We start from the raw sequence: 23856 nt of genomic DNA, 5'->3' as shown, positions 1-23856 counted from the left end.
ATATTGTCAAGATATTCTATCGTCGTTTATCGTAAACACACGTCCGCGCCGTATTCGAACACGCCCTCCGCATCCGACAGCCGGGGACGGCGGCGGTCCTTCTCGCTCAGGATGATCTTCTCCTCCGGGATACGCCAGTCGATGCCCAACGACGGATCGTCCCAGGCGATGCCGTCTTCCGCTTCCGGAGCGTAGTAGTCGTCGCACTTGTACTGGAAGACCGCCTCCTCGCTCAGCACGGCGAACCCGTGCGCGAAGCCCCGCGGGATGAACAACTGAAGGTGGTTATCCTCCGTAAGCTCCACGGCGACATGACGCCCGTAGGTCGGACTCCCCCGGCGGATGTCCACCGCGACGTCCAACACCGCTCCGCGCACGCACCGAACCAGCTTCGACTGAGCATGGGGAGGACGCTGGAAATGAAGCCCCCGCAGCACCCCGCAGGTCGAGCGTGACTCGTTGTCCTGGACGAAATTCACCGCACGAACCTTTTCGCCGAACTCCCGCTGCGAGAAACTCTCGAAAAAGTACCCCCGCGCGTCCCGGAAAAGGCGCGGCTCGACGATGACCACGCCTTCGATGGATGTCCGTATGATATTCATGGTGTATTCTGCGAATTAAAGGTTCGCATCGCCCGTGCGTTCGACTTCCCCGATGACTTTCAGCAGGTATTGCCCATACTGATTCTTGAGCATCGGCGCAGCCACCTCGCGCAGCTTCTCCGCCGTGATCCAGCCCTGACGGTAAGCAATGCCCTCCAGGCAGGCGATCTTCAGACCCTGGCGCTTCTCGATAACCTCGATGAACGTCGAGGCTTCGCTCAGCGAGTCGTGCGTACCCGTGTCCAGCCACGCGAAACCCCGTCCCAAGGTCTGCACCTTTAACTTGCCGTCCGAAAGAAAACGCTGGTTAACCGTCGTAATCTCAAGCTCTCCGCGGGACGAAGGCCTGATGCTTTTGGCCACTTCCACGACCTCGTTCGGATAGAAATAGAGGCCCACCACCGCGTAGTTCGATTTCGGATGCTGCGGCTTCTCTTCGATCGAAAGGCAATTCCCCGATTTATCGAATTCTGCAACTCCATAACGCTCCGGGTCGTCCACCCAGTAACCGAACACCGTGGCGTTGCCATCCTCCTCGGCCGTGCGGACCGCCTCCCGAAGCATGCCAGAGAAGCCCGCGCCGTGGAAGATGTTGTCGCCAAGGACGAGGCACACCGAGTCTTCGCCGATGAATTCCTCGCCGATAAGGAACGCCTGGGCCAGACCGTCCGGGGACGGCTGTTCCGCGTACTCCAGGCGGATTCCATAATCCGAGCCGTCGCCAAGCAGGCGACGGAAGCCCGGAAGGTCCTGCGGTGTCGAGATCAAAAGAATATCCCGGATCCCCGCCAACATCAGAACCGACAGCGGATAATAGACCATCGGCTTGTCGTAAACGGGCAGAAGCTGTTTGCTTACTCCCTTCGTGATCGGGTACAGACGCGTGCCAGTACCCCCCGCCAATACGATGCCTTTCATAACCCGCTATTCTCTTTCCTGCACCCGGTCCATCCGGCGTTGCAGCCACAGAACCAGACCCGTACGTTCGACATGCGTCCAATGTCCCAGACGGTGCAGCCGGCGGCGCAGTCGGCTCGCAGGAGACAGTCCCGAGACCGTGTAGTACAGACCCGTCGTGATCAGAACGCAAAGACCCAGAACGACGTACAACTGAAGGTCGATGGACGCACCGCCCCGATAAAGCAACCACCAGCACAGCACGACGAGGAAATTCAGGGTCAGGATCACCACCGTGGTCCCCGCATGGGAGAAACCCAGACCGATGAACAGGTGGTGAAGGTGCGTCTTGTCCGGCTGGAACGGAGACACACCGCGGACGATACGAGCGCTCATCACGCGCAGCGTGTCGAATACCGGGACGGCAAGAACCGACAGCGTGAAGGGAACGAGCCCGAGATTCGGAAGCCCGAGCTCCCCGCAGAGCGTATCGTGCCGGAGTGTCCGGATGACGAACACCGAGATGACGACGCCCAGCACGAGCGTGCCGCCGTCCCCGATGAACATCTTGGACCGTTGCCCGTACACGTTATGAAGAAAGAACGGAACAAGAGAACCCGCGCAGACCGAAGCGAGAATGGTCATGCTACTGTCGCCCGAAAGGTAGAACAATGCCCCGAACAGCACGCACGCAAGAATGCAGTAACCCGACGAAAGCCCGTCCACGCCGTCGATCAGGTTGATCGCGTTGATGATGCCAACCGACGCGAAAACAGTAAGCGGCACAGAAATCCAGACCGGAATGACTCCCAAACCCCACAGACCGTGGAAATCGTCGATACGGTAATGCCCTATAACGATCAGAAGAACCACGGTAGCGATCTCGATCATGAAACGAACCCTTGGCGTGAGACCCAGAATGTCGTCCATCGTTCCCGTGTAAAGCATCACGGTCATAGCCATCACAACCACGAAAAGCTCCGAACCGTCTCCGAAAACACTCGTACTGCCGAGACCTACAACCGCACCCAGAAATACGCAAACTCCGCCCAGAATTGGAACAGGACGCCGCTGAAGTTTCCGGCTCGACGGCTCGTCCACGATGTCCTTCAGCTCCGCGATACGAACCATCCACGGATGGACGTACCATACGCACAACAACCCCAACGAAAACGGCAACAAAATCTCCCCGATTACCAAATATAATGTATCCATGGCCAATGATTGTACATTTCGAAAGATTCACGGTCTGTATTCCCCGACCTTCTTCCGGTACCAGCGTCGGTATTCGTCGAATGAGAGCTCCGGAACGGCGAGGATTGTGTATTCGGGTCCCGGGGAGCGGAGGATATGGCGCCGGGCGTATTCGCGCAGTCTGTCGTCCTCCACGGAGGCCATCACCACGGGAAATGGGAACTCCCGGAACCGGAACACGGCCGTCTCGCTCTGCGGAAACAGCCGGCACATCTGGCAGGCGGAGCGTTCGAATGCCACCCAATAGGCTCCTGCCCCGTAAAGGTGCACAGACGCCGTGTTGTCCTTTTCCCGGTCGAGGATCTCTCTCCCGTGCGCCGCCAGAAAGGACATCAGCCTCAGTCCCGCCGGCTCCGCAGATCGTCTTTCGCGCGTGTCGTACATGATTGTCGTCCTGAATGGTTCGGGGGAATCAGCGGACCTCCGGCCGTGCGTCTTCACCCAGCCAGCGGTCGAAGTCCTCCAGCCAGCGCATGAGCCGCCGTTTGCTTTTCCGCGGCGCCGGCTCCTTCCGCCAGCCGTCGATGATGGCGTGCGCCCGGTCGCAGCAGTCCCGACTGCCCGTACAGCCGTAGAGGGTGACGAGCAGCAGGGCGCGGGACTGCTCCGCCTTCACGTGCGAAAGCTGCTCCCGGACCGTTCCGAGCAGGCGCTCCAGCGCCTCTTTCTCCACAAGGATCGTATAGGCCGGCAGCAGCAGCGCCTGGAGCTTGCTGCGCAGCACGTCGCTCTCCGTCCGCAGCCCTCCGCAGAGCCGCAGCGCCTCGCCGGCCAGCGCCCTGTCGTCGTCCGTCGCTCCCTCCGGGCCGTGGTGGCGTCCCAGCGCCCCGTGCAGCCCTTCGAGCAGGCGGTCGTTGTCCAGACTCTCATAGACGCGCTTGCCCGCTTCGTGCAGTCCGATGAGTTCGTACTCTCCGGGGCGGACGTGCAGCAGGGGAACCCACATCCAGTTCTCCACGCATACCACGATCTCCCTGCGTCCGCCCCCGGGCCGGACGGCCACACGCGCCTCGACGCCCTTGAAACGCCCCGACGTGATACGCACCCGGTCGCCCTTCACGGGCAGCGGCGCTTCCGGAACATAGACGGGAAGTTCGTCGGAATAGGCCCGCGCCACCCATTGAAGATTCCGCATCGCCTCGTCGGACAGATAGGGGTAGTATTCCTCCCTGCCGTCACGCACGCGGGGCAGGAAGTTGTATTGGGGCAACTGACGCTTCAGCCGGAACAGCTCGTTTTCCGACGAGCGGATGAAGACGTAGTTGTAGAGCAGGGGACGGCGCGTATTGACCGGACGGCCGTTTTCGTGACGCACCTCCACATAGGAGGGGGCGAAGAACTCGAACGGCGGTTCGCCGCTCCGCAGGCGCCGTTCCTGTTCCTGCCGGAGCCCCGGAGCGGGCCCCCGGTGACACACCGGAAGCGTCAGCACGTACCACCGGACGACCCGGCTGTTCTTCCGCGCTGCGAGCTGTCCGGAAAGCGGGGCGGGAAAGCTCCCGTCGCAATGCCCGGACAAAAGGTCCGTTCCGCTCTTGTCACACATCTCTTTCTCTCGGATTCAGATACTTCGAAGCCATATCCGCATACGGTCGTTGTATGCTGATAATTAATTATTTACAAGAATTCGTGATGACATTCCCGAAAATTTGTGTCCTGCACCGACCCGTCTCCTCCGGAATACGGCTCTCAGAAGCCGCATACCGTCTCTATATAAGAAACGGTACGGAGGGAACAACGCACTTACAACCAATATATTACGGATTCATGAGGCGGTCTGTTCCCGGTAAATACGGCGTAAAAAATCCCGATCGCAGAGCAGATCGGGACCGATTCGTGACCGGATCGGAACTGTCGGATGCCTCCGGTCGGCCTGTGTATATAATATTCTGATTTTCAAATATATTCTTTTGAGGGGGGGGGGATTTTCGCCTGAAAAACGAGCCGCAATATTTGGTTATTTATAAAAAAGTACCTACTTTCGCCGTGGAAAAGTACCGTTTCTTATATAGAGACGGTACTTTTTTCGGTATCCGTATTTCGATAACGACGACGTATTTACGACGAGGGAAACGGGCGTTTTTTCCGGTATTCTCGCGGGAGAACCGACGTATCCGGGGCGATATTATCCCGGCAGGGTGTTATCGCAACCTCTTCGCAACTTGCCGGGTAAAGTCAGGAATCCCGATGTCCGGCGAACGTCCGAGACGCTCCGGTTCCAACGCTCCGGCCCGATTTGGCAGTGGGTGTGGATTTCGGCCGGAGGGAGAGGGCGAAGCGGTGATACGGGCACTTGGCCCTTCCTGGAAATCGGGGGCTTCCGGCAAAAAAAACGGAAATTATCGTTCGGCGCAGGGCTGCAACGACTCGGAATGGTCGAACGTATGCAGCATGGAGACTGTTGAACGCACAACGATGGAATCCAACGCATCGTCCGCAATTCGCGTCCTCTTCCCGGACCGGGACGAACGGGGCCGGATCGGACACGGACAATCCGATTCCGAATACACTATGCCCCGAAAACAAAAAACCTTACGTATCATTGATACATAAGGATTTTGCTTCTTGTCTCCTTTTCTTTCAAAGGTTCTCCGAGCGGAAAACGGGACTCGGACCCGCGACCTCAACCTTGGCAAGGTTGCGCTCTACCAACTGAGCTATTTCCGCAAATATGCCGGAACTTTCGTTTCGGGACTGCAAATATAAAAGGAAAAATTCATTCCGCCAAAATTTTCCGGGGAAAATTCCGGGTTCCGCCGCCAAAGGCATGCTCAGAGCCATCCGGCCGTCAAATGCCGCGACTCACGGCGGCAGGGCCGCGGCAAAAACCGACACCGCGACCGCTTCCGGCCCGGCCATCTTCCGGCCCGAAATGCCGCGACCGGGACCCGCGCCGAAATTCGCGCCGAAACGCCCAAACAATCCGGTCCCCGGAAGGAGAAATCATTCGGCCGATCGGCCCGGAGCCCCGGCTTCACTTCCAGGCAGTTTCCGGGCAACGAGCTCCATCCCCTGACAACCGGCCGGAGAGGCCCTCTTCCCCTGTTCCAAACGACGGTTTCAGCGAATGCCATCAGACCGGAACACCCCGTCCTTCCGCCCGTCCGAACCAGACTCCCGGGAAACGGGGCCGTCCGCCTCGCCGGTCCGGCTTCCGTCCGGGAACAAAATCCTACGGAAAACGCAGATCTCCCGGCCCGGCCGAAAGGCCCGTTCCGAACCGGCTCCGCACCCACCCCGAATGCCTCCTCGAAAAACAGACACCCCCGGCCGCAGGGCCGGAGGTGTCGCGAATTTATCCGGGAATCGGGCTCCCGCCGAAACCGGGACCGGATCAGCGGACCTTGAATCCCTCGTCGGCGCGGACCGGAATGGGCAGGCTCGCATAGTAACCGCTTTCGAGCTTGTCGCGCACCGACTTGAACGCCTCGAGCGTATAGTTCACGTCCTCGAGCGTATGGGCCGCCGTCGGAATCACGCGCAGAATGATCTCGCCCTTCGGGATCACCGGATAGACGACGATCGAACAGAACACGCCGTGGTTCTCGCGCAGATCGACGATCAGGTTCGTCGCCTCGGGAATGCCGCCCTTCATGAAAACGGGGGTCACGGGCGAATTCGTCACACCTATATTGAACCCGTTCTCCTTCAGACCGCTCTGCAATGCGCGGACGATCTCCCAGAGTTTCTGCTGGTACTCGGGGTGGTTGCGGATCAGCTCCAGACGCTTCAGCGCGCCGATCACCATGGGCATCGGGAGCGACTTGGCGTAGAGCTGCGAACGCATGTTGTAACGCAGCAGGTTGATCAGCCAGCGGGGGCCGCTCACGAATGCTCCGATGCCGGCCATCGACTTGGCGAAGGTGTTGAACAGCACATCCACGCCGTCCACCACGCCGAAATGCGAAGCCGTACCGCGACCGCCCTCGCCCATCGTGCCGAAGCCGTGCGCATCGTCCACCAGCAGGCGGAACTGGAAGTCCTTCTTCAGCGCCACGATCTCGTCGAGTTTGCCCAGGTCGCCCTTCATGCCGAACACCCCTTCGGTGATGACCAGCACGCCGCCGTTCTGTTCCTCGGCCAGTTCGGTGGCGTGTTTGAGTTGCAGACGCAGCGAATCCATGTCGTTGTGGCCATAGACGAAGCGCTTGCCCTTGTGCAGACGCAGGCCGTCGATGATGCAGGCATGCGCCTCGGCGTCGTAAACCACCACGTCGCGGGGGGTGAGCAGGCAGTCGATGATCGACAGCATGCCCTGGTAGCCGAAGTTGAGCAGGAAGGCGTCCTCCTTGCCGACGAACTCGGCCAGCTCGCGTTCCAGCCGCTCGTGGTATTTGGTCTGGCCGCTCATCATGCGCGCTCCCATCGGAGCCGCCATGCCGAACTCGGCGGCGCCTTCGGCATCGGCCTTGCGCACCTCGGGATGGTTGGCCAGTCCCAGGTAGTTGTTCAGGCTCCAGTTGAGCATCTTCTTTCCCCGGAACACCATGTGGGGACCGATCTCGCCCTCGAGTTTCGGGAAGGCGAAATAGCCGTGAGCGTACGACATGTACTGACCGATAGGTCCGCCCGCATTTTTTTCGAGGCGTGCAAAAATATCAACCATATTTATCTGATTTAATGTAATTTAACCTCCATTTTCGTTCGATTCGGACACACAAAGGCGCGAATCGAACCGATTCGGCAGTCAAAAGTAGCCGTTTTTTGTACCACGGGGATGCGTATTTATACTTATTTTTCGCCCCGGACACCGGACGGAGCGGCCCGCCGCGCAGCCGTTCCGCCCGGAGTGTTCCGCGAGGCGGGTTTTCCGGCGCTCCGGAGGACATATTCCGGGAATTTTCCCTATTTTTGCCGTATGACCTCACTCTATCACGACATCATCTTCGGCCCGGTGCATTCGCGGCGGCTGGGCCTCTCGCTGGGCGTCAATCTGCTGCCCACGGAGTCGAAACTCTGTTCGTTCGACTGCATCTACTGCGAATGCGGCTGGAATGCCGACCACCCCGGAGCGCGCCGGTTCAACGCCCGCGACGACGTCCGCCGCCTGCTCGGCGAGACGCTGCGCCGCATGGTGGATGCGGGCACGCCGCCCGACGTCATCACCTTCGCGGGCAACGGCGAGCCGACCATGCACCCCCGGTTCGAGGAGGTGATCGACGACACGCTGGCCCTGCGCGACGGGCTGTGCCCCGGAGCGAAGGTCTCCGTGCTCTCCAACGCCACGCAGCTCCACCGCGAGGAGGTCTGCCGCGCCCTGTCGCGGGTGGACAACAACATCCTGAAGCTCGACTCGGCGTTCGATGCGACCGTGCGCCGGATGAACAACCCGCAGAGCCCCGCCTATTCGGTCCGCGACACCGTCGAGCGGATGAAGCGTTTCGGGGGGCGCATGATCCTACAGACCATGTTCCTGCGCGGCGAGTGCGGCGGCGCGCCGATCGACAACACCACCGAAGAGGAGGTCGCGGCATGGCTCGCCCTCGCGGACGAAATCCGCCCCCGGCAGGTGATGGTCTATTCGCTCGACCGCGACACCCCCTGCCAAACGCTCGAAAAGGTTCCCCGCGAGGAGCTGCTGGCCATCGCCTCCCGCGTCGAAGCCCTCGGCATTCCCTGCTCGGTCGCATGATCCGCTCCGTCACGATGGGAGCGCCCGCCGGCCGGGCGTTCGTTCCCGAACCGTTCCGATCTTCCGAAATTCCCCTGCCATGCAGATTCTGATCTCCTGCGCCAAGACGATGACCGGCACCGCCGCCGTCGCCGCGCCCCGCACGACCCGGCCGCTCTTCGAGGCGGAAGCCGCCGGACTGGCCCTCCGGCTGGCCGCGCTGCCCGCCGGGGAGCTGGAACGGATGCTGCGCGTGAACCCGCGCATCGCCGCCGAAAACCGCCGCCGCTACCTCGCCTTCCACGACGCGCCACAGCTCCCGGCCATCGCCGCCTACACGGGCGTCGTCTTCAGACATATCGCCCCCGCGGAGTTCTCGCCCGCGGATTTCGCCTACGCGCAGGAACACCTCAGCATCACCTCGTTCCTCTACGGACTGCTCCGTCCGCTCGACGCCATCCGCCCCTACCGCCTCGAAGGGAGCGTCGCTCCGCCCGGCGAGGAGGCGCCGAATCTCTTCGAATGGTGGCGGGACCGGCTGACCGGACCGCTCATCGAGCGGGTCCGCCGCGACGACGGCGTGCTGGTCAATCTGGCCAGCGCCGAGATGAAACGGCTCTTCGACTGGCAGCGGGTCTGCCGCGAGGTGCGGGTCGTAACGCCCGAATTCCGCATCCGCGAAGGCGACCGGATGAAAACCGTCGTCGTCTATGCGAAAATGTGCCGCGGGGAGATGACACGCCATATCCTCCGGCATCGCATCGCGGACCCGGAGGGGCTGAAAACGTTCGAATGGGAAGGATTCCGGTTCGACCCGGAACGCAGCCGCGGCGACGAGCCGCACTTCACGCTGCGATAGGTCACCGCGTCTGATCGACGAACAGGAGCCGGTCGGTGTCGTACCCCCGGTCGGAGGCCAGCTTCAGAATCCGCTCCAGCGTCTCCTGCGGAAGCGACGGCGTGCGCGAAAGAATCCAGAGGTATTTCGGAGAGCCGCCGCCGACCAGCGCCCAGCCGTAGTCGTCGCCCAGCGCCAGCACGTTGTAGTCCGAATAGAAAATCCAGAAGAACGACACCCGCAACTGCCCCGGCCTGCGGCCCGGACGGGCCCTGCCCACGGCTTCGCGGCGGCGACCCGAGGCATCCGCGCCGCTATTGACGACTTCGATGCGGCCGGGTGCGAGAAGCCGGTATTCGGCACGCACCTCCTGCAGGCCCCGCTCGAAACGGTTGTCGTAACGGGCGATTTCGTACCACGTCCCCAGATAGCGTCCGAGATCGAACGACGAGACCGGCGCCGAGTCGATCCGCGCCGAACGGCTCATGCCGTAGGTCACCGCGGCCGCCATCAGCGCCACGAGCAGACAGATAATCACGATTTTCATACTCCGCGAACTTTTTTCGAAACGCCCCGCAGAATCCGTGCCGAAAGGGCGTCGCGTCACTTCCCGGCCGCCGCGAGCAGCGCCCGGAGGACGGCCTCCTCGTCGTATCCGCAAAGGGCCTGCAACTGGGCCGGCGTACCGTGTTCGACCCATTCGTCACCGATGCCGAGCGAACGGACCCGTACATCGTATCCCCCGGCATTGAAGAACGCCGCGACGGCCTCGCCGACACCGCCGCGCAGGCAGCCGTCCTCGACGGTCACCACCCGCCTGAAGCGGCGGCCCGCCTCGTCGAGCAACGCCTCGTCGAGCGGCTTGACGAAGCGCAGATCGTAGTGCGCGACGCTCACGCCCGCCTCCACCGCACGCTCCGCGGCCCGGGCGGCGGCGTTGCCGGCCGTACCGACCGTCACCAGCGCCACGTCGGAGCCGTCGCGCAGGCGGCGTCCCCGCCCCACGGGCAGCTCGCGGAACGCCTCGCCGCGCCACGGCAGCCCCTCGCCGCAGCCGCGCGGATAGCGGATCATGAAGGGATGCCCCGACCGGAGGGCCGTGTACATCAGATCGCGCAGTTCGGGTTCGTTCATCGGCGCGGCGATCACCAGCCCCGGCACGGCGCCGAAGGCGGCCATGTCGAAGACTCCGTGGTGCGTCACGCCGTCCTCGCCGACCAGGCCGCCCCGGTCGAGGCACATCACCACCGGCAGGTCCTGGATCGCCACGTCGTGAATCACGTTGTCGTAGGCGCGCTGCATGAAGGTCGAATAGATATTGCAGAAGGGAACCATTCCCGCGGCGGCCAGTCCGGCCGAGAAGGTCACGGCGTGCCCTTCGGCGATGCCCACGTCGAAACAGCGGTCGGGCATCTCGCGCATCAGAATGTTCATCGAACAGCCCGACGGCATGGCGGGCGTGACGCCCACCACGCGGGCGTCGAGGCGGGCCAGTTCCAGCAGCGTCTCGCCGAAGACGTCCTGGTAGCGGGCCGGGCCGCCTTTCGGGGCGATCCGCTCGCCCGTGTCGGGGTTGAAGCACCCCGGGGCATGCCACACCGACTGATCGTGCTCGGCCGGAAGGTAGCCCTTGCCCTTCACGGTCATGACGTGCAGCAGCTTGGGCCCCTCGATGTCGTGCATCGCGCGCAGCGTCCGCACCAACTCCCCGAGGTTGTGGCCGTCCACCGGCCCGAAGTAACGGAAATTGAGGCTCTCGAACAGATTGCTCTTGTTGAGCACCCCCTGCTTGACGGCGTTGCCCGCCTGCTGGCACAGGCGCAGCAGACGCGGCGTATGCGACAGCAGGCCCCACAGCCGCTGCTTGAACCGGTTGTAGTGCACCGAGGTCGAGATCTTCAGCAGGTAGTTCTTCAGCGCGCCCGTCGCCTGGTCGATGGCCATGTGGTTGTCGTTGAGAATCACCAGCAGGTCGGTCCGCTTGCTGGCTCCGGCGTTGTTCAGCCCCTCGAACGCCAGGCCGCCGGTCATCGAGCCGTCGCCGATCACGGCCACGACCTTCCGCCGCTCGCCCCGCAGCTCGGCGGCCTTGGCCATGCCGAACGCCGCGGAGATCGACACCGAGGCATGCCCGCCCCCGAAGGCGTCGTACTCGCTCTCGGCCATGCGCGGAAAGCCGCTGATGCCCCCCAGGCGCCGCTTGGTCCGGAACGCCTCGCAGCGCCCCGTGATGATCTTGTGGGCGTAGGTCTGGTGGCCGACGTCCCAGACGATCTTGTCCTCGGGCGTGTCATAGACATAGTGCAGCGCGGCGGCCAGCTCCACGGCGCCGAGGCTCGAGGCCAGATGGCCCGGATTGACCGCGCACTGGTCGATGATATACCGCCGCAGCTCGTCGCAATAGCGGCGCAACTCCTCCGGCGAGAGCTTTTTCAGATCGCGCGGCGAGGAGACCGTATGCAGCAATTCAAAGTTTTCCGCCATTTTTTGTTCACACGGGACGCGCGGCGCGCGCCCCGGACCGGGGTTATTCCTCGCAAAGATAGTGCAAGAGCGGCGCAATGCCAAATTTTATTCGGCGAATCGCCCGCACGGAGAAGAGCGCCCGGAAAGATCGGAACCGATTGCGGATTATTCCGAAAATTTTCCTATCTTCGCGATACGATAAATCGCCACGGACCATGAAATACAAGCGAATACTTCTGAAACTGAGCGGCGAATCGCTGCAGGGACGCGAGCAGTACGGGCTTTCGCCCGCCGTGCTGCAATCCTACGCCGAACAGATCCGCGATGCGGCGGCGGCCGGCGTACAGATCGGCATCGTCATCGGCGGCGGCAACATATTCCGCGGCCTCACGGGCGCCAAGCGGGGTTTCGACCGCGTGAAGGGCGACCAGATGGGAATGCTGGCCACGATCATCAACTCGCTGGCGTTGCAGTCGGCGCTCGAGGACAACGGCGTGAAGTGCAAGGTGCTCACGTCGATCCGCATGGAGCCCGTGGGCGAATACTACTCCAAGGCCCGCGCCATCGAGTACCTCGAGGCGGGTTACGTGGTGATCGTCGGAGGCGGCACGTCGAACCCCTACTTCACGACCGATTCGGCCGCCGCGCTGCGCGGCATCGAGACCGAGGCCGATGTCCTGCTGAAGGGCACGCGCGTGGACGGCATCTACACGGCCGATCCGGAGAAGGACCCCGCCGCCGTGAAGTTCGACGAGATCACCTTCGAGGAGGTGCTCGCCCGGCGGCTCAAGGTCATGGACCTCACGGCCTTCACGCTCTGCCGCGAGAACCGGCTCGAAATCGTCGTGTTCGACATGGACACCGCGGGCAATCTCGGCAGGGTACTTGCCGGAGAGGGAATCGGAACACGCGTAAAACCGTAACGATGAAGACGATCCGAAAGAAGAGAAAAAGCGACCGGTCGCTCTGGATACTGCTGGCGCTGATCGCCGTCGTCCTGGCCGTCATCCTGCTGCTGCCCTCGTGCGGCGGCCGCGCGGCGAAGGGCGGCACGACGGAAGAGGAAGCCGCCACGCTCGTCCGGGCGGGCGACGAGGCCCCCGATTTCACCGTCACGATGTTCGACGGCTCGCAAGTCACCCTCTCGGAGCTGCGCGGAAAGGTGGTCCTGCTGAATTTCTGGGCCACGTGGTGTCCGCCCTGCCGGAAGGAGATGACGCGCGTCGGGAAGGATATCATCGAACGCTTCGCCGGCCGCGACTTCGTCTTCCTGCCCGTATCGCGCGGCGAAGGGCGCAGCGCCGTCGGGGCGTTCCGCGAAAAGAACGGCTACGACTTCCCGATGGGGCTCGATTCGACGAAGGCCGTGTTCGGCCTCTACGCCTCGAATTACATTCCGCGCAACTTCCTGATCGACCGCGAGGGCAAGGTGGTCCTGGCCTCCGTGGACTACGACGACGAGGAGTTCGACGCCCTGCTGCGCGCCATCGAAAAAACGCTCGAAAATCAAACCCGATAGAGATTTATGGATACCAAGACGATTCTCAACGAAGCCTCCCTCCGCATGCAGAAGGCCATCGACCACCTCGAGGAGGAGCTGCTCAACGTGCGCGCCGGCAAAGCGTCGCCCAACGTGCTCAACGGCGTGATGGTCGATTATTTCGGCTCGCAGGTTCCCGTGTCGGGCGCCGCCAGCGTCACCGTGCCCGACGCCAAGACCATCCTGATCCAGCCGTGGGACAAGAACATGCTGCGCCCCATCGAGAAGGCGATCATCGACTCGAACATCGGACTGACGCCCTCGAACAACGGCGAGCAGATCCGCCTGTCGATCCCGCCCCTGACCGAGGAGCGCCGCAAGGACCTCGTGAAGCAGGTGCGCGGCGAGGCCGAAACGGCCCGCATCTCGCTGCGCAACGCCCGCCGCGATGCCGTGGAAGCCTTCAAGAAGGCCCAGAAGGAGGGTATGCCCGAGGACGAATCGAAGGACGGGGAAACCCAGTCGCAGAAGCTGCTCGAAAAGTTCACGAAACTCCTCGACGAGGCGATCGCGAAGAAAGAGAAGGAGATCATGACCGTGTGACGCGCAACCGCACGCACCGCGAAAAAATCCGGCCCCGACATGAATCGGGCCGGATTTTTTCATATATTTGCCCGACCCAACCCTTTCGACGTCATGAGAAACCTGCTTTGCAAAGCCGCGCTGCTCCTGCTCCTCGCACCGCTCGCCGGGCCGCAGCGCGCCGCCGCCCAGGGATACGTGAAACTCAACGCGCTCTATGCGCTGGTCGGCGTGGTGAACCCCTCGGTGGAGTTCGCCGTCTCGCCCAAATCCACGTTGCAGACCGACATCGTCGTCTCGCCCTGGAAGTCGATCGACAGCAAACACATGCTCTTCGCGATCTTCATGGGCGAATACCGCCGCTACTTCAAGGAGCACAACCGCGGCTGGTACCTGGGAGCCAACCTCGGCATGATGGCCTTCGACATGTCGAAACCCTACATCGAGAACTGGTCGCTCAAGTTCGAGGACCGCTACTGCAAGGGCTACGGCATGATGATCGGTCTCTGCGTGGGCTGGGAACGCCAATTGGGCGAACGGTGGCTGCTCGACGCCTTCCTGGGCTGGTCGTGGATGGACAGCCACTACAACGGTTACAGCTTCGACGGCGAGATCGACATGCACCCCCACCGGCCGGTGCAGCCCGAGCATCCCGACCCGTTCAACGGCTCGTCGGAATGGTATCCCAACAAGATCGGCGTCTCGATCGGCTACCGCATCTTCAAACCCCGGGAGCGGTGACCGCCGCCGCACGAATACCGTAGCGGGAGGCCCCTCGGGACCTCCCGCTACGTTTTCACCGGCCGTCGGAACGGGCAGCTCCTGTCCGTGCGCCTTCCGCCCCCGCCGCCGCGATCCATGCCGCCAGCTCCTCGAGCACTTCGGGGGCCACGGTCACGCCGATCGTCTCGTATTCGGAGACGTCGCCCGTCGTGCAGGGTTGGAACAGATGGTTCAGTCCCCCGTACTCCCGGACGGTCAGCCGCTCCGAAGAGGCGAGCAGCCGGCGGATCGCCCCGAGATTCTCCGCGGCGTCCACCTGCCGGTCGAGCGATCCGTTGAGCGCCAGCACGGGGCGGCCGCCCGCACGAGCGATCGCCTCCGACGGATCGAAGGTCAGGAAACGGTAAACCCACGCATTCGAGGCGGCTTCGTCGAGCAGCGCCAACAGCCTCTCCCGGACGGGCAGCGGCAGCGACACGGCCGGCTCCGCGGCCGCAAGACGGGCCTTCACCTCCCCGCACTCCGCCGCCAGACGCTCCTGCGGACGTTCCCGGACCTCCGCATAAATCCGCTCCAGCAGCGAACAGCACGCCTCCGTCAGGGCGGCATCGAACCCCTGCAACTCCATCGCCCGGCGGTTCTGCCGGAGACTCGCCCGGTCGCCCCGGACGGCCAGCCCCGCCATCGACACCACGAACGCCACCCGCGGCTCCTCCGCAGCAGCCAGAAAGGCGACCGTCCCGCCTTCGCTATGGCCCAGAATCCCGACCTGCGGCGAACCGGAACCTACCTGTGCACGCAGGAAGTCGAAGGCCCCCAGCGCGTCGAGCGCGAAATCGGCCGTCGCGGCACGCTCCAGCAGACGCCGCCGCTCCTCCTCCGGCACACCGAAGCCGCGGTCGTCGTAACGCAGCACGGCGATCCCGCGGCGCGTCAGGAAATCGGCGATCACCAGGAAAGGCTTGTGGCCGAACACCTCTTCGTCGCGGTTCTGCTGCCCGCTTCCGGTCACCAGCACCACGGCGGCCGCAGGACGCTCCCCGGCGGGCAACGTCAGCGTACCACGAAGCGTCACACCCTCCGCCCGGCTCGGAAACGACACCTCGCGGCTCACATAGGGATAGGGCGGCCGCGGCTCCTGCGGCCGGGCGGTCGCAGCCGGATCGCGGCGTCTGAGCAGCAGCGAGAAATCCATCCCGCCCTGCCGGAACACCCCGACGAGCATATCTCCGGGCAGCAGCGCGCCCCGGTAGGAGGCCTGCAACGCCGCAACGCCGAAGACGACCTCCGAACCGCCGACGGAGACCGAATCCACGGGAATTCCCCGCACACCCTGATCGGGGCTGTCCAGCACGGCCTCATATCCCCGCTCCGAAGCGGAAACGCGGAACAGCAGCCGCACGCTGCCGCCATTGACGGAGAGCGCACCCTCCCACACGCCGGCAAAATCCTGCGCCGCGGCGCAGAGCGGCACGAAACAAAACGCGAAGAGAACGAACAGTCGGGATCTCATGGATACGGTATTTTTCCGGGGCCGCGACGATGCGGCCCTTTTCGCAAAGATAGAAAAAAACGCCGGACATGCGCCGGGCCGCCGGAATTTCCGACCGGCATCCCGCCTCCGGCACGCCCGAAATCTCCGAGACGGCCCCGATGCGACCGGAAGGGCGGGAACGGTCGTGACGGCCCGGACCGACCGGAAAACGATGCAACGGAACGGCGACTCCGACCGTCCGCACCTCACATGCCGCCCCGGAACGAAAAAGCGGGAGATCCCGAAGGACCTCCCGCCGGCGACCCGGATCGACCGGGCGGCGATTATTTCAGTTTCGGACCGGCAGCCACGAGCTTCTTGCCCTCCTCGTTGCCGGTGAACTTCGTGAAGTTCTTGACGAAGCGACCTGCGAGGTCCTCGGCCTTCACGTCCCAATCCTTGGCACTCTTGTAGGTGTCGCGCGGATCGAGGATCTTGGGATCCACACCCGGCAGAGCGGTCGGGATCTTGAAGTCGAAGATCGGCAGCGTCTTGGTCTGGGCCTTGTCGATCGAGCCGTCGAGGATAGCGTCGATGATGCCGCGCGTATCCTTGATCGAGATACGCTTGCCCGTGCCGTTCCAACCCGTGTTCACGAGGTAGGCCGTAGCGCCCGACTGCTGCATGCGCTTCACGAGCTCCTCGCCGTACTTGGTGGGGTGCAGCGACAGGAAGGCGGCGCCGAAGCAGGCCGAGAAGGTCGGCGTGGGCTCCGTGATACCGCGCTCCGTACCTGCCAGCTTGGCCGTGAAACCGGAGAGGAAGTAGTACTTCGTCTGCTCGGGAGTCAGGATCGAAACCGGAGGCAGCACGCCGAATGCGTCGGCCGAAAGGAAGATCACCTTCTTGGCGGCCGGAGCCTTCGATACGGGCTTCACGATGTTGTCGATATGGAAGATCGGGTACGACACGCGGGTGTTCTCCGTCACCGACTTGTCGGCGAAGTCGATCTTGCCCTTCTTGTCCACCGTCACGTTCTCCAGCAGGGCGTTGCGGCGGATGGCGTTCCAGATGTCCGGCTCATTCTCCTTCGAGAGGTTGATGACCTTGGCGTAGCAGCCGCCCTCGAAGTTGAATACGCCGTCGTCGTCCCAGCCGTGCTCGTCGTCGCCGATGAGCTGACGCTTCGGATCGGTCGAAAGCGTGGTCTTGCCGGTTCCCGACAGACCGAAGAAGATGGCCGTCTCGCCCTTCTCGTTCGTGTTGGCCGAGCAGTGCATCGAAGCGATGCCCTTGAGCGGCAGCAGGTAGTTCATGTAGGAGAACATACCCTTCTTCATCTCGCCGCCGTACCACGTGTTGATGATCACCTGCATCTTCTCGGTGAGGTTGAACACGACGGCCGTCTCCGAGTTCAGGCCGAGCTTCTTGTACTCCTTCACCTTGGCCTTCGAGGCGTTGAGCACCACGAAGTCGGGCTCGCCGTAGTTCTCCAGTTCGGCGTCCGTCGGACGGATGAACATGTTCTTCACGAAGTGAGCCTGCCAGGCCACCTCCATGATGAAGCGGATCTTCAGACGCGTGTTCTCGTTGGCGCCGCAGAAGGTGTCCACCACGTAGAGCTTCTTGCCCGACAGCTCCTTCGAAGCGATCTTCTTCAGCTCCTTCCACGCAGCCTTCGTCACGGGCTTGTTGTCGTTCTTGTACTCGTCGGAGGTCCACCAGATCGTATCCTTGGTGGTCTCGTCCATCACGAAGAACTTGTCCTTGGGCGAACGGCCGGTATAGACGCCCGTCATCACGTTCACGGCGCCCATGTCGGTCAACTGACCCTTCTCGAAGCCGCGCAGGCCTTTCTTGGTCTCCTCACGGAACAGCTCGTCGTACGAGGGATTGTACACGATCTCGGTCACGCCCGTGATCCCGTACTTTTTCAGATCCATCTTGTCCATAGCAATTGATATTTAATTAGAAATCCACTCTCTTTCCAACGTCGCACGCCGCACTTCCGTATGTGCGGAATCCGACGGCACAAAGGTAGAAAAACTTTTATTCTTGTGAAAAGAATAACAGTAAAAATTACGAAAAATATTTATTATTTTTTCCGATACGCATATAGGTTTAACCTGCAAATACATACGCAGGTCGCCCCGGCCCGCGAGGGGGGGGGCCGCCCCCTCGTCCGCAAACGCCCCGCCGCCCACGGTCCGCGCCATCCGCCGGAGCAGGATGGTCCGGAAGGCGCGACCGCCCGCACGGCGGTGCGGAAGAGAGCGAAACACCCGGAAAAGACGGACCGGGCGGAAACGGACCGGAGGAAATCAGGAGGAAACGGCAACAGGATCCGGAATTTTTCGTTATCTTTGATAGTTATGGCCGGTCTTTACTTCCATATTCCCTTCTGCAAGCGCGTCTGCGCCTACTGCGACTTTTACAAGAGCGTCGAACTGGACCGCATGGAGCCGCTCGCGGAGGCGATGCGCCGCGAACTCGAAGCGCGCCGCGACTATCTGGGCGGCGAACCTGTCCGCACGCGCTATTTCGGGGGCGGCACGCCGTCGCTCTGTCCGCCGGAGACGATCGGAGGGCTGCTGGCCCGTGCCGCGGAGCTGTTCGACTGCTCGGCCGTCGAGGAGACGACCCTCGAAGCCAACCCCGACGACCTCACGCCGGCATACCTGGAGGCGCTCCGCCGGACCGGCATCGACCGCCTCTCGATCGGCATACAGTCCTTCGACGACGCGTGTCTGAAGCTGATGAACCGCCGCCACACGGCGGCGCAGGCCGCCGAATCGGTGAGACGGGCCCGGGAAGCCGGGTTCGGGAACCTGACGATCGACCTGATCTTCGGCGTGCCGGGATTCGGCGGCGACACGCTGCGGCGGTCGCTCGACACGGCGCTGGCGCTCGGCCCCGAACACATTTCGGCATACCATTTGACGATCGAACCCGCGACGGCCTTCGGACGCCGCGCCGCGCGGGGCGACTTCGCGCCGGTGGAGGAGGAGGTCAGCGAAGCGGAGTTCGGCCTCGTGCACGATACGCTCACCGCCGCGGGATACGAACACTACGAGGTCTCGAATTTCGCCCGCCCGGGATTCCGCGCCCGCCACAACGCCGCATACTGGCACGGCGCGAAGTATCTGGGCATCGGCCCCGCCGCCCACTCGTTCGACGGGCGGGAACGTCACTGGAACGTCGCTTCCGTTACGCAATACATCGGGGGCGCCGAACCCGGAAGCGAAACCCTTTCCGAACGGGACCGCTTCAACGAATACCTCCTCACGCGGCTGCGCACCGCCGAAGGGATCGGCCTCGCCGAGACCGAAGCGCTGTTCGGGGCGGAACGGACCGCGCGGATCGTCCGGGAGGTCCGCCCGTGGACGGAGACGGGCGCGGCCGAGATCCGCGGGGGACGGCTGGCGGTTCCGCCCCGGCGCATGCTGCTGTCGGATGCGGTGATCGAAACGCTTTTCGAAACATAACAGCCGACGCAACCAAGTGAAACAGAAACGTTAAGTTATTATTAAATATTTTTAATAAGATCGGATTCGGATTGTTTTTATAAATATAAGTATTACCTTTGCCCCCGAATTCAGCCCGTTTCAGCACATACAAGTAAAGAAAAGAATATGAGCAACGCAAGACTCGCTCCCGACTTCCTGTTCGAGGCAAGCTGGGAGGTATGCAACAAAGTAGGCGGCATCCACACCGTCATCTCGACCAAGGCCCAGACCGTGACCCGGAAATTCGGGGACCGCTACATCCTGATCGGCCCCGACCTCTCGCACGAAGGGACGAATCCCGAGTTCGAGGAGGACCAGACCCTGCTCAAAGCCTGGCGTCAGGCGGTCTATTCGGAGGGCCTGCGCATCCGCATCGGCCGCTGGAAGATCAAGGGCGAGCCGCTGGCCGTGCTGGTGGACTTCACCTCGCTCATCCCGCGCAAGGACGAAATCCTCACCAAGCTCTGGGAGAGCTACCACGTCGATTCGCTCTCCGGGCAGTGGGACTACATCGAGCCGGTGCTCTTCGGCTACGCCGCGGGCACGGTGATCGCCTCCTACGTCAAGACCTTCTGCTCCCCGACCGAAAAGATCGTCGCCCACTTCCACGAATGGATGTCGGCCGCCGGAGGCCTCTACCTGCGCAAATACGCCCCCTACGTGGCCACGGTGTTCACCACGCACGCCACGGTCATGGGCCGCTGCATCGCCGGGAACCGCCTGCCGCTCTACAGCGACCTCGCGAAGTTCAACGCCGACGAACTGGCCCGCCAGTTCAACGTCACGGCCAAGCACTCGATCGAAAAGACCGCCGCGGCGAACCACGACGCCTTCCTCACCGTGAGCGACATCACGGCCAACGAATGCAAGTTTCTCCTGGGCCGCGAACCGGACGGTATCACGCCCAACGGTTTCGAGAACGACTTCGTATGGACCGGCGAGGAGTACTACGCCAAGCGCGACGAGGCCCGCAAGGCCCTGATCGCCGTAGCCGAGGCGTGCCTGGGATGCAGGTTCGCCTCCGAGCCGCTGATCGTCGGGACCAGCGGCCGCTACGAATTCCGCAACAAGGGCATCGACGTGTTCATCGAGTCGCTCAAGAAGCTCGCGGCGTCGGACAAGCTCCGGCGCGAGGTGCTCGCCTATATCACCGTGCCGGCCGGCAACCGCGGCCCGCGCCCCGACCTCCAGGCCCATCTGGCCGATCCCGCGCAGCCCATCGACCCGGCACAGTACGCCCACTCGACTCACCTGCTGGAGAATCCGGCATGGGACCCGATCGTGAACGCCCTGAAGGACAGCATTCTCACGACGCCCGAATCGAAGGTGAAGGTGATCTTCGTGCCGACCTACCTCAACAGGGCCGACGGCATCTTCGACAAGGACTACTACGAACTGCTCGCGGGCATGGACCTGACGGTCTTCCCCTCCTACTACGAGCCGTGGGGGTACACGCCGCTCGAGTCGATCGCCTTCTCCGTGCCGACGATCACCACGACGCTGGCCGGCTTCGGCATCTGGGCCGAAAAGCACCGCGAGCACGCCGGCGTGGAGGTGATCCGCCGTGACGACTACAACGACCGGGAGGTGGAGGAGCAGATCGCCGACGCGCTGGTGCGCTTCGCCGCGCTCGACGACAAGCACGTGAACGAAGTGCGCGTCTCGGCCGCCGACCTCTCGGCCACGGCGCTCTGGGAGCACCTCTACCCGGCCTACGAGCAGGCCTATTCCGAGGCGGTCGAGAGCTCCGTCGTGCGGACCAACCGCGCCGTGCTGGACGACGGGGGGTCGAAGACCGAACAGATCAACTTCGTGCGTCAGCAGCTTTTCGTCGAAAAGCCCAACTGGAACCGCATGATGGTCGATAAGACGCTGCCCAAACGGCTGCACGCCCTCGAGGAGCTGTCGCGCAACCTCTGGTGGAGCTGGAATCCCGGCGCCCGCGACCTGTTCGAAGGCATCGACCCCGCCCTGTGGGCCGCTTCGGACCGCAACCCGATCGCCTTCCTCGACAAGCTGAGCGTCGAACGGCTCAAAGAGCTCGAGCACGACCCGAACTTCCTCGCGCAGCTCGACGCCGTGCACACGCAGTTCCGCGACTACATGAACGAAAAGCCCGACCCGAAGACCACGACGATCTCCTACTTCTCAATGGAGTACGGACTCCATTCGTCGCTGAAGATCTATTCGGGCGGTCTGGGCATCCTGGCCGGCGACTACCTCAAGGAGGCTTCGGACAAGAACGTGCCGATGGCCGCCGTGGGCCTGCTCTACCGCTACGGCTACTTCACGCAGCGGCTCTCGGCCCAGGGGGCGCAGGAGGCCACCTACGAAGCGCAGAACTTCTACAAGCTGCCCATTTCGCCCGTGCGCGACGACACCGGCGGCTGGATGACGGTCACCATCGCCTTCCCGGGCCGCACGCTCTCGGCGCGCATCTGGAAATGCCAGGTGGGCCGCACGGACCTCTACCTGCTCGACGCCGACTTCGAGGCCAACCTCGAGGAGGACCGCCAGATCACCTACTACCTCTACGGCGGCGACTGGGAGAACCGCCTCAAGCAGGAGATCCTGCTGGGCATCGGCGGCATCCGCGCCCTGCGCAAGCTGGGCGTCCGGCACGACGTCTATCACTGCAACGAGGGACACGCCGCCTTCATCGGCATCGAGCGCATCCGCGAAATGATCAACCACCGCAGGCTCTCCTTCTCGGAGGCGCTGGAGGTCGTGCGCTCGTCGTCGCTCTTCACGACGCACACCCCCGTTCCGGCCGGACACGACGCCTTCCCCGAGCCGATGATCCGCCAGTACATGTCGCACTATCCCGACGTGCTGGGCATCACCTGGGAGCAGTATATCAACCTGGGCAAGACCAACCCCAACGACCCGAACGAGAAGTTCTCGATGTCGGTGCTGGCCTGCAACCTCTCGCAGGAGGTGAACGGCGTGTCGTGGCTCCACGGCGAGGTATCGAAGGACATTCTGGGCAATATGTGGCCCGGCTACTTCAAGAACGAGCTGCACATCGGCTACGTCACCAACGGCGTGCACTTCCCGACGTGGATCGCCACGTCGATGCGCCGCCTCTACGCCCGCTACTTCGCCGACGGATTCGAGGGACACACCTACGACATCCCCGCCTGGCAGAAGGTGAACGCCGTCCCCGACGCGGAGCTCTGGGGCGAGCGCATGAAACTCAAGGACAAGCTGATCCGCCATATCCGCAAACGGTACAGCGACCCCAGCCAGGTGCGGCTCGAATCGCCGGCCCAGATGCTCCGCATCATCGAGGGCATCAAGCCCGAGGTGCTGACCATCGGCTTCGCGCGCCGCTTCGCCACCTACAAGCGCGCCTACCTGCTGTTCACGAACCTCGACCGGCTGTCGGAGATCGTCAATAACAAGGAGCGCCCCGTGCAGTTCATCTTCGCGGGCAAGGCCCACCCCAACGACAAGCCCGGGCAGGACCTCATCAAGCGGATCGTCGAGGTGTCGGCCATGCCGCAGTTCGTCGGCAAGATCATCTTCCTGCAGAACTACGACATGGAGCTGGCCCGCCGCATGGTGCAGGGCGTGGACGTGTGGCTCAACACCCCCACCCGGCCGCTCGAAGCCTCCGGGACGTCGGGCGAAAAGTGCGTGATGAACGGCGTCATGCAGTTCTCCGTGCTCGACGGCTGGTGGGTCGAAGGCTACAAGGAGGGCGCCGGATGGATGCTCCCCATGGAGCGTACCTTCTCCGAGCAGCGCTATCAGGACGAGCTCGACGCCGAGATGATCTACAACACCATCGAGGAGCAGATCGCCCCGAAATACTACGCCCGCGACGCGCAGGGCACGCCGCACGAGTGGGTGGCCTCGATCAAGAAATGCGTGGCGGAGATCGCCTCGAACTTCACCACCAACCGCATGCTCACCGACTACGAAAACCGCTTCTACGACAAGCTCGCCGCCCGCAAGCGCGAGCTGTGCGCCGATACCTACCGCCTCGCTCGCGAGATCGCGGCGTGGAAACGCAAGGTCTCGGCCGCCTGGGACGAGGTGCGCGTGGTGGACGTCGAGCGGGTGATGATCGACAAGGAGGCCGTCTGCGTGGGCGAGAAGTACCACTTCGCCGTGACGGTGGACGTGGCCAACCTGCGGCCCGAGGACATCGGCGTGGAGATGGTCGTGGCGCAGCAGATCGTCGGAGGACAGTCGGTGAACGTCACGCGGACGATCCAGCTCGCGCGGACCCGCGTGGAGGGCCGGCAGGTGACCTATGCGCTCGACTACACGCCCGAGGAGACGGGCACGTACGACGTGGCGCTGCGCGTCTATCCCAGCAATCCGCACCTGCCGCACCGCATGGACTTCGCACTGGTGAAGTGGGCATGACGCACCCGGCATGAAGTATGGTAAAAAAGTGTGAAATTTCGATCCG

18 protein-coding genes and 1 tRNA gene are annotated in these 23856 nt (G+C 63.0%); 8 read left to right on the top strand and 11 right to left on the bottom strand.

The annotated features are described in order from the left end of the window. Nucleotides 1-26 precede the first annotated feature (26 nt). The 7 genes from rfbC to FME97_RS06860 form a co-directional block, all read right to left on the bottom strand. Nucleotides 27-602 carry a dTDP-4-dehydrorhamnose 3,5-epimerase gene (gene rfbC / locus FME97_RS06890; RefSeq protein WP_141427735.1) on the bottom strand — a complete coding sequence of 192 codons (576 nt, stop codon included), beginning with the start codon at nt 600-602 and terminating at the stop codon, nt 27-29. Between the two features lie 15 nt (nt 603-617). Next, the gene (gene rfbA, locus FME97_RS06885; RefSeq protein ID WP_141427736.1) at nt 618-1520 is read right to left on the bottom strand and encodes a glucose-1-phosphate thymidylyltransferase RfbA; all 903 of its coding nucleotides are present in this window, start codon (nt 1518-1520) and stop codon (nt 618-620) included. Nucleotides 1521-1526: 6 nt separating this feature from the next. After that, nucleotides 1527-2714: a glycosyltransferase family 4 protein gene (locus FME97_RS06880; RefSeq protein WP_232522847.1), complete on the bottom strand. Its 1188-nt coding sequence runs from the start codon at nt 2712-2714 to the stop codon at nt 1527-1529. Nucleotides 2715-2741: 27 nt separating this feature from the next. Then, nucleotides 2742-3137 carry a hypothetical protein gene (locus tag FME97_RS06875; protein WP_141428496.1) on the bottom strand — a complete coding sequence of 132 codons (396 nt, stop codon included), beginning with the start codon at nt 3135-3137 and terminating at the stop codon, nt 2742-2744. Nucleotides 3138-3165: 28 nt separating this feature from the next. Next, nucleotides 3166-4299: a transcriptional regulator gene (locus tag FME97_RS06870; RefSeq protein WP_232522846.1), complete on the bottom strand. Its 1134-nt coding sequence runs from the start codon at nt 4297-4299 to the stop codon at nt 3166-3168. 1048 nt (nt 4300-5347) lie between these two features. Further along, a tRNA-Gly gene (locus tag FME97_RS06865) sits at nt 5348-5420 on the bottom strand. Between the two features lie 667 nt (nt 5421-6087). Further along, nucleotides 6088-7359, bottom strand: a complete 1272-nt coding sequence (locus tag FME97_RS06860) for an aminotransferase class I/II-fold pyridoxal phosphate-dependent enzyme (RefSeq protein WP_141428495.1) — start codon at nt 7357-7359, stop codon at nt 6088-6090. Between the two features lie 252 nt (nt 7360-7611). On the opposite strand from FME97_RS06860, the gene FME97_RS06855 reads away from it, so the two are divergent. After that, on the top strand, nt 7612-8385 hold the full coding sequence (locus FME97_RS06855) for a radical SAM protein (RefSeq protein WP_141428494.1): 774 nt from the start codon (nt 7612-7614) through the stop codon (nt 8383-8385). Between the two features lie 79 nt (nt 8386-8464). Continuing rightward, the gene (locus FME97_RS06850) at nt 8465-9223 is read left to right on the top strand and encodes a YaaA family protein (RefSeq protein ID WP_141428493.1); all 759 of its coding nucleotides are present in this window, start codon (nt 8465-8467) and stop codon (nt 9221-9223) included. A gap of 1 nt (nt 9224) precedes the next feature. Here FME97_RS06850 and FME97_RS06845 read toward each other — a convergent pair whose 3' ends face one another. Together FME97_RS06845 and dxs are read right to left on the bottom strand one after the other, a co-directional pair. Further along, nucleotides 9225-9749, bottom strand: a complete 525-nt coding sequence (locus FME97_RS06845) for a lipocalin family protein (protein ID WP_232522845.1) — start codon at nt 9747-9749, stop codon at nt 9225-9227. Between the two features lie 56 nt (nt 9750-9805). After that, nucleotides 9806-11686, bottom strand: a complete 1881-nt coding sequence (gene dxs, locus FME97_RS06840) for a 1-deoxy-D-xylulose-5-phosphate synthase (protein ID WP_141428492.1) — start codon at nt 11684-11686, stop codon at nt 9806-9808. 197 nt (nt 11687-11883) lie between these two features. Here dxs and pyrH point away from each other — a divergent pair, with 197 nt between their 5' ends. The 4 genes from pyrH to FME97_RS06820 all read left to right on the top strand — a co-directional run bounded on the left by pyrH (nt 11884) and on the right by FME97_RS06820 (nt 14471). Continuing rightward, the gene (pyrH, locus tag FME97_RS06835; RefSeq protein ID WP_141428491.1) at nt 11884-12591 is read left to right on the top strand and encodes a UMP kinase; all 708 of its coding nucleotides are present in this window, start codon (nt 11884-11886) and stop codon (nt 12589-12591) included. A 2-nt stretch (nt 12592-12593) separates the two neighbouring features. Further along, complete coding sequence (locus tag FME97_RS06830; RefSeq protein ID WP_141428490.1) at nt 12594-13187, top strand: peroxiredoxin family protein; 594 nt, start codon at nt 12594-12596, stop codon at nt 13185-13187. A gap of 6 nt (nt 13188-13193) precedes the next feature. Beyond that, nucleotides 13194-13751 carry a ribosome recycling factor gene (frr, locus tag FME97_RS06825; protein WP_141428489.1) on the top strand — a complete coding sequence of 186 codons (558 nt, stop codon included), beginning with the start codon at nt 13194-13196 and terminating at the stop codon, nt 13749-13751. Nucleotides 13752-13844: 93 nt separating this feature from the next. Then, nucleotides 13845-14471, top strand: a complete 627-nt coding sequence (locus FME97_RS06820; protein ID WP_141428488.1) for a DUF3575 domain-containing protein — start codon at nt 13845-13847, stop codon at nt 14469-14471. A 55-nt stretch (nt 14472-14526) separates the two neighbouring features. Here FME97_RS06820 and FME97_RS06815 read toward each other — a convergent pair whose 3' ends face one another. After that, a complete protein-coding gene (locus FME97_RS06815; RefSeq protein WP_141428487.1) occupies nt 14527-15966 on the bottom strand; it encodes an alpha/beta hydrolase in 1440 nt (479 codons plus the stop codon). A 305-nt stretch (nt 15967-16271) separates the two neighbouring features. After that, nucleotides 16272-17879 (bottom strand): phosphoenolpyruvate carboxykinase (ATP), encoded by a 1608-nt coding sequence (gene pckA, locus FME97_RS06810; protein ID WP_141428486.1) that lies wholly within the window; start codon nt 17877-17879, stop codon nt 16272-16274. A 420-nt stretch (nt 17880-18299) separates the two neighbouring features. Here pckA and hemW point away from each other — a divergent pair, with 420 nt between their 5' ends. Continuing rightward, nucleotides 18300-19412, top strand: a complete 1113-nt coding sequence (gene hemW, locus FME97_RS06805) for a radical SAM family heme chaperone HemW (RefSeq protein ID WP_141428485.1) — start codon at nt 18300-18302, stop codon at nt 19410-19412. A 147-nt stretch (nt 19413-19559) separates the two neighbouring features. After that, nucleotides 19560-23810 carry an alpha-glucan family phosphorylase gene (gene glgP / locus FME97_RS06800; protein ID WP_141428484.1) on the top strand — a complete coding sequence of 1417 codons (4251 nt, stop codon included), beginning with the start codon at nt 19560-19562 and terminating at the stop codon, nt 23808-23810. The last annotated feature ends 46 nt before the right edge of the window (nt 23811-23856 follow it).

Source organism: Alistipes dispar, assembly GCF_006542685.1.
GTDB classification, from domain to species: Bacteria; Bacteroidota; Bacteroidia; order Bacteroidales; family Rikenellaceae; genus Alistipes; species Alistipes dispar.
The sequence above is the reverse complement of the archived record's forward strand: the minus strand, read 5'-3'. Positions and strand labels throughout refer to the sequence as shown.